Annotated in this window: 4 protein-coding genes; 1 reads left to right on the forward strand and 3 read right to left on the reverse strand. The window is 50.5% G+C overall.

The genetic code is table 11. The features are described from left to right. Positions 1-161: 161 nt before the first annotated feature. Both ACSZO4_RS24790 and ACSZO4_RS24795 read right to left on the reverse strand, forming a co-directional pair. Positions 162-1,745: a methyl-accepting chemotaxis protein gene (locus ACSZO4_RS24790; RefSeq protein ID WP_437891749.1), complete on the reverse strand. Its 1,584-nt coding sequence runs from the start codon at positions 1,743-1,745 to the stop codon at positions 162-164. 260 nt (positions 1,746-2,005) lie between these two features. Beyond that, a complete protein-coding gene (locus tag ACSZO4_RS24795; RefSeq protein WP_437891750.1) occupies positions 2,006-2,320 on the reverse strand; it encodes a PTS sugar transporter subunit IIB in 315 nt (104 codons plus the stop codon). 277 nt (positions 2,321-2,597) lie between these two features. Between ACSZO4_RS24795 and ACSZO4_RS24800 the strand changes: the two genes are divergently transcribed. Next, on the forward strand, positions 2,598-3,251 hold the full coding sequence (locus tag ACSZO4_RS24800) for a DUF2076 domain-containing protein (protein WP_437891751.1): 654 nt from the start codon (positions 2,598-2,600) through the stop codon (positions 3,249-3,251). A gap of 62 nt (positions 3,252-3,313) precedes the next feature. On the opposite strand, the gene ACSZO4_RS24805 is transcribed toward ACSZO4_RS24800, so the two are convergent. Then, entirely contained in the window at positions 3,314-3,790 is a 477-nt protein-coding gene (locus tag ACSZO4_RS24805; RefSeq protein WP_437891752.1) for a heme-degrading domain-containing protein, read from the reverse strand. Between the last annotated feature and the right edge of the window lie 608 nt (positions 3,791-4,398).

A 4,398-nucleotide genomic window follows, 5' to 3' on the forward strand; every position in this document is an offset into this window, starting at 1 on the left:
AATCTGAACCAGATTTAATCTGACAGACACCTGTATAAATAACCGGTAACTGTCAGATCAGGTCTGAGCTAGTACATATAATATGCCGCCAGGCGCCTGGCGCAGACAAAATCAGCCGGGTTAATCGCCCCGGCTGATTGATGAAGAACTGATGTTCAGACTTACCTGGCAATCTCTACGCTGCGCAGACTGTCAGTACGAAACACACTCATTAGCTCAACCAGATGGCGCGCCTGGTCGCGCAACTCTTCAGCCGCCCCGTTTGATGCCCCCACCAGCGCCGCATTTTGCTGAGTAACACGGTCCAGTTGGGTGATGGCATCATTCACCTGGCTGACCCCTGACTCCTGCTCCTGGGTGGTGACGCCAATCTCATCGATCATTCCGGCAACGTGGTGCGACTGGCGCACCAGTTCCCCAATGGTGGTGCCGGCATGATTCACCAGCAACGCGCCGTTATCAACCCGGGTAATACTGTCCTGAATCAGCGCTTTGATCTCTTTGGCGGCCGATGCTGAACGTTGGGCCAGAGAACGCACTTCACCGGCGACGACCGCAAAGCCTCTGCCCTGCTCACCGGCTCTTGCCGCTTCAACTGCCGCATTAAGGGCGAGGATATTGGTCTGGAAGGTGATGCCGTCAATCACGCCGATAATCTCACTTATTTTGCGTGAGCTCTGGCTTATCTCATCCATGGTACGCACGATATTTTCAATCGCTTCGCCCCCTTTGGCGGCAATATCGCTGGCGGTATTGGCCTGCTGGTTGGTTACCCGCACGGTATCGGCATTCTGGCGAATAGCCTGACCAATCTGCTCCATCGAGGCCGCGGTCTGTTGCAGACTCGCTGCCTGCTGTTCGGTACGCTGGCTTAAGTCAGTACTTCCCGCCGCCACGTCGCTGGCGCCTGCTGAAATGGACTCGCTGCTTTCACGCACCTGAGTGACGATACTGCTCAGGCTCTGGCGCATCTCTTCCATCGCCGCCAGCAGACTGCTGTTGTCATTGCCTGCCAGTTTGACGTGGCTGGCCAGATTCCCCTGGGTAATTTCCCGCACCACTTCCAGCGCATAAGCCGGTTCACCACCTAGCTGACGCTTGATATAACGTGTTGAGATCCAGGCGATCGCCACCCCCAGCAGGGCGACTGCCGCAGCAATAATCAACAACAGGTTACCCGAAGCGCGCGCCCCGCTGGTCGAGACCGCCGCCGCGGCAGTGGTGCTCGCCTGCTGGGTCTCGATCATGCCGGAGATCTCTTCAAACAGATGCACCTGCAATGGCTGCATTTTCTCCACCGCCTGCGACTGGGCATCCAGCATCTGGCCGTTCTTCGCAAGGCTGACGGTCTGGCGCACCACGCTGACATACTCCTGCTGGGTGGTTTTGAATTTCTCCAGCATGGCTAAGACATCGGCGTCATGAACATTTTGCTGTAGCTGTTTGACCAGGGCGTCATTACGCCCTATCGCCTGCTCCGTCAGCTTCTCCTCTTCCATCTGACCTTGTTCATCGTCCTGAAACACCATGATAAATGTCGCCTTGGTGGCATCATTCAGATTGTCCTTTAACGCCTGCATGCTCAGCAGGTTCGTCAGATGGTATTTTTCATAATATTCAATATGTTTACTGGTACCAATCAGCTCCGAGCGTCCGAAAGCGGCAACCAGCAGACCGATAATAATAATGGAGGCAAAACCGATACCGAGCATTGCCCCCAAAGAGAAGTGTTTTATGCGCCGCATGTGTCCCTCGCGAATGTCAAAATGTCGCCAAATATCCTCATGCCCGTGCACCTTGTTGGCCCGGTTGAGGGGGAATATCGAACAGAATCACTATACGGAGCGTAAAACCCTACGGAAAATATGAAATAGCAATGGTTTGAGGGTGTGACAAACAGAAAGGGCAAGGGATGATGCTGCAAAAATATCGCCAGAGCGTCGACTCATCCCTGAGTCACGAGACTTGAGAACGAAGGGCTGATAACCCATTTTGCGCTGGCGGGTTAATCGGTGAGCTCTTCCATATGATCGATGGCAACATCTAAAATTTTTTCCGCATCAATGGATGCGTAGGGATAGCTTTGAATGATCTCTATGGGCTGCCCATCCTTAATGAATTTCTTCAGTTCATCCAGTTTGTACTGTATATGCGGCGCCACCAGAAAAAAGTCGAATGCCGGGGCGATACTCTCAAATCCCTGCGCGCCTGTGCCGCTAATCTGGATTTGATAGCGACGCGCATCAGCAACAATCTGCATTTTTTTAGCCAGCGTGGTCGCCGTATTACCGAATATGCAACATATTAGTAACCTTTTCATGATAATACCCTCGTGAGTACTCCCTCTAACCTATGCCTGTCATGGAATGAAAAATGTGGGTGACATCATTGCCCCCATCAGCAGTATAAAATTCCGCCAGTTCGCTACGCTGATCCAACGCAAAACAGGCCTGCTTTATTTCAGGTTTTCAGCCGGGACTTTTCACTGTTGTTGAACTGCGGTTTGTACTTCTCATTTCAGCACCAGGCTAATATCAATCGTCAGAGGGGCCCACGAGGCGCACTCGCCATCACTCCATACATCTGAGGTTTTTGCTATGCAAAATGAAGAACAACGGCTTATTGAGGGGCTTTTTCAGCGTCTGCAACAGGCAGAGCAGCAAAATGGTGCACGGGACGCACAGGCCGACAGTCTGATTAACCAGTTTGTCCACCAGCAGCCTGCGGCCCCCTACTATATGACGCAGTCGATCCTGATTCAGGAAGCCGCGCTAAAACGCCTCCATGCCCAGGTTCAGGCGCTGCAAAATGAGGTGGCAACCCTGAAAACACAACAACCTGCCAGCGGCGGTTTTCTGAGCAGCCTGTTTGGCGGCGGCAGAAGCCAGCCTCAGCAGCCGGTTAGTCAATGGAACAGTTCCCAGCAGACTATGGCGCCGGGTTATGGGCAGCCAGCGCCCGCATCCCCTTCCCGCAGCGGCGGTTTTATGTCAGGTGCGCTGCAAACCGCAGCCGGTGTTGCCGGTGGCGTGGTGCTGGCGGATATGCTCACCAGTATGTTCCACCATTCTCAACCTGAAGAAATTGTGAATATCATTGAGCAACCCCTTGAGCCGGTAGCCGATTTCACTCATCAACAACCGTTCAGCGATGTTGATCAAAGCAACTTTATGGATGCGTCGGACAGAAGCTTTTTCGATCCCCATGACAACGATGATGACTTTGGCAGCGACGATGACGGGTTTCTTTAACCGCTAATCCTGCCCCTTATCCGGGGAGCAGCACCGGATAAGGGGCATAATCTGCGGACCATTCATTTTTTATGATTCAGGTACCAGGCAATCCCCCACAACACCAGCGCGTGATCGTCCTCAGACGGCAGGCCGCTAACGCTCACCGCTCCCATCACCGCGCCAGAAGTATGCAGTAGCGGAAAACTGCCGCCGTGATCGGTAAATTTAAACTGATCGATAAAACCCTGGCAGTCCATACCCGCGCCGTTGTTTTGTTGATTGTCGACTCCGACCAGCATCGAGGAGTGACCGAAGCGCAGCACGGTATTGCGTTTGCGGCTCATCCACTCAATGTTGTCGGCAACGGAACCCGGCAGCGCGGCAAAAAACAGCGGCTGACCAAAGGCATACACTTCGATTGCCACCGGCGCATTTTGGCTGGCGGCGCGCTCGCGAATAGCATGGCCGATTTGCCATGCCGCCTCAAAATCAAAGCTTGCGAAACGGTGCTCTTTTTCCTGCGCGAGCAGAACATCTGAAGTCAGTGAAGGGTTCATAGGTAGCTCTTGTGAAGTGAAATAAGGAACAGCACTGAGCATATTTCACAAGAATTTTTATTTCAAATTAATTTATTTTGAAATTTACAAACCAATTAATGTTCAACAAATTGATTTTAAAACATTTATTAATGAAACAACAAAACGCTACCCCGGACAAGGTCAAAAATGAGATCCGTTTTGTGACTCAGGTCACTCAAATATCTGGGGATAGCCGTCATCTCCTGCCAAAAATGTCTGTCCTCATCATTCAGGCCGTAGCTTTATTTATTTATCGCTTCAACAAACCCGGATGACAATTTAATGACACAAAAATGAATTTAAATACTCATTAAACAACTCATTAAAAACATCAAAAATTACAAACATCAATGAACGTTTTTTAAAAACGTTTGTCACCGCCATAACAAAAACACTAACGCCTTGAATAAAAACATGAAAAATAAAAAAATCAGTGAATTAATAAACATATTCTAAACAAGAAGCTCTTTTCCAGATAATTAATTAAAACCGACATTACCTTAAGGTTGAGTTAAGGAAGGTGCGATTTAATCGGTGGGGTTCAGTGGAGTCCTTATCTGTATTAGCCTTACCTTAGCTGAGCTGTA

It is taken from the genome of Phytobacter sp. V91, from assembly GCF_965644225.1.
Taxonomy (GTDB): domain Bacteria; phylum Pseudomonadota; class Gammaproteobacteria; order Enterobacterales; family Enterobacteriaceae; genus CBFFRJ01.

Excerpts from the sequence above, each read along its gene's own strand:
- ACSZO4_RS24790 (WP_437891749.1), bottom strand. The coding sequence starts at position 1,745 with ATGCGGCGCATAAAACACTTCTCTTTGGGGGCAATGCTCGGTATCGGT.
- ACSZO4_RS24795 (WP_437891750.1), bottom strand. The coding sequence starts at position 2,320 with ATGAAAAGGTTACTAATATGTTGCATATTCGGTAATACGGCGACCACG.
- ACSZO4_RS24800 (WP_437891751.1), top strand. The coding sequence starts at position 2,598 with ATGCAAAATGAAGAACAACGGCTTATTGAGGGGCTTTTTCAGCGTCTG.
- ACSZO4_RS24805 (WP_437891752.1), bottom strand. The coding sequence starts at position 3,790 with ATGAACCCTTCACTGACTTCAGATGTTCTGCTCGCGCAGGAAAAAGAG.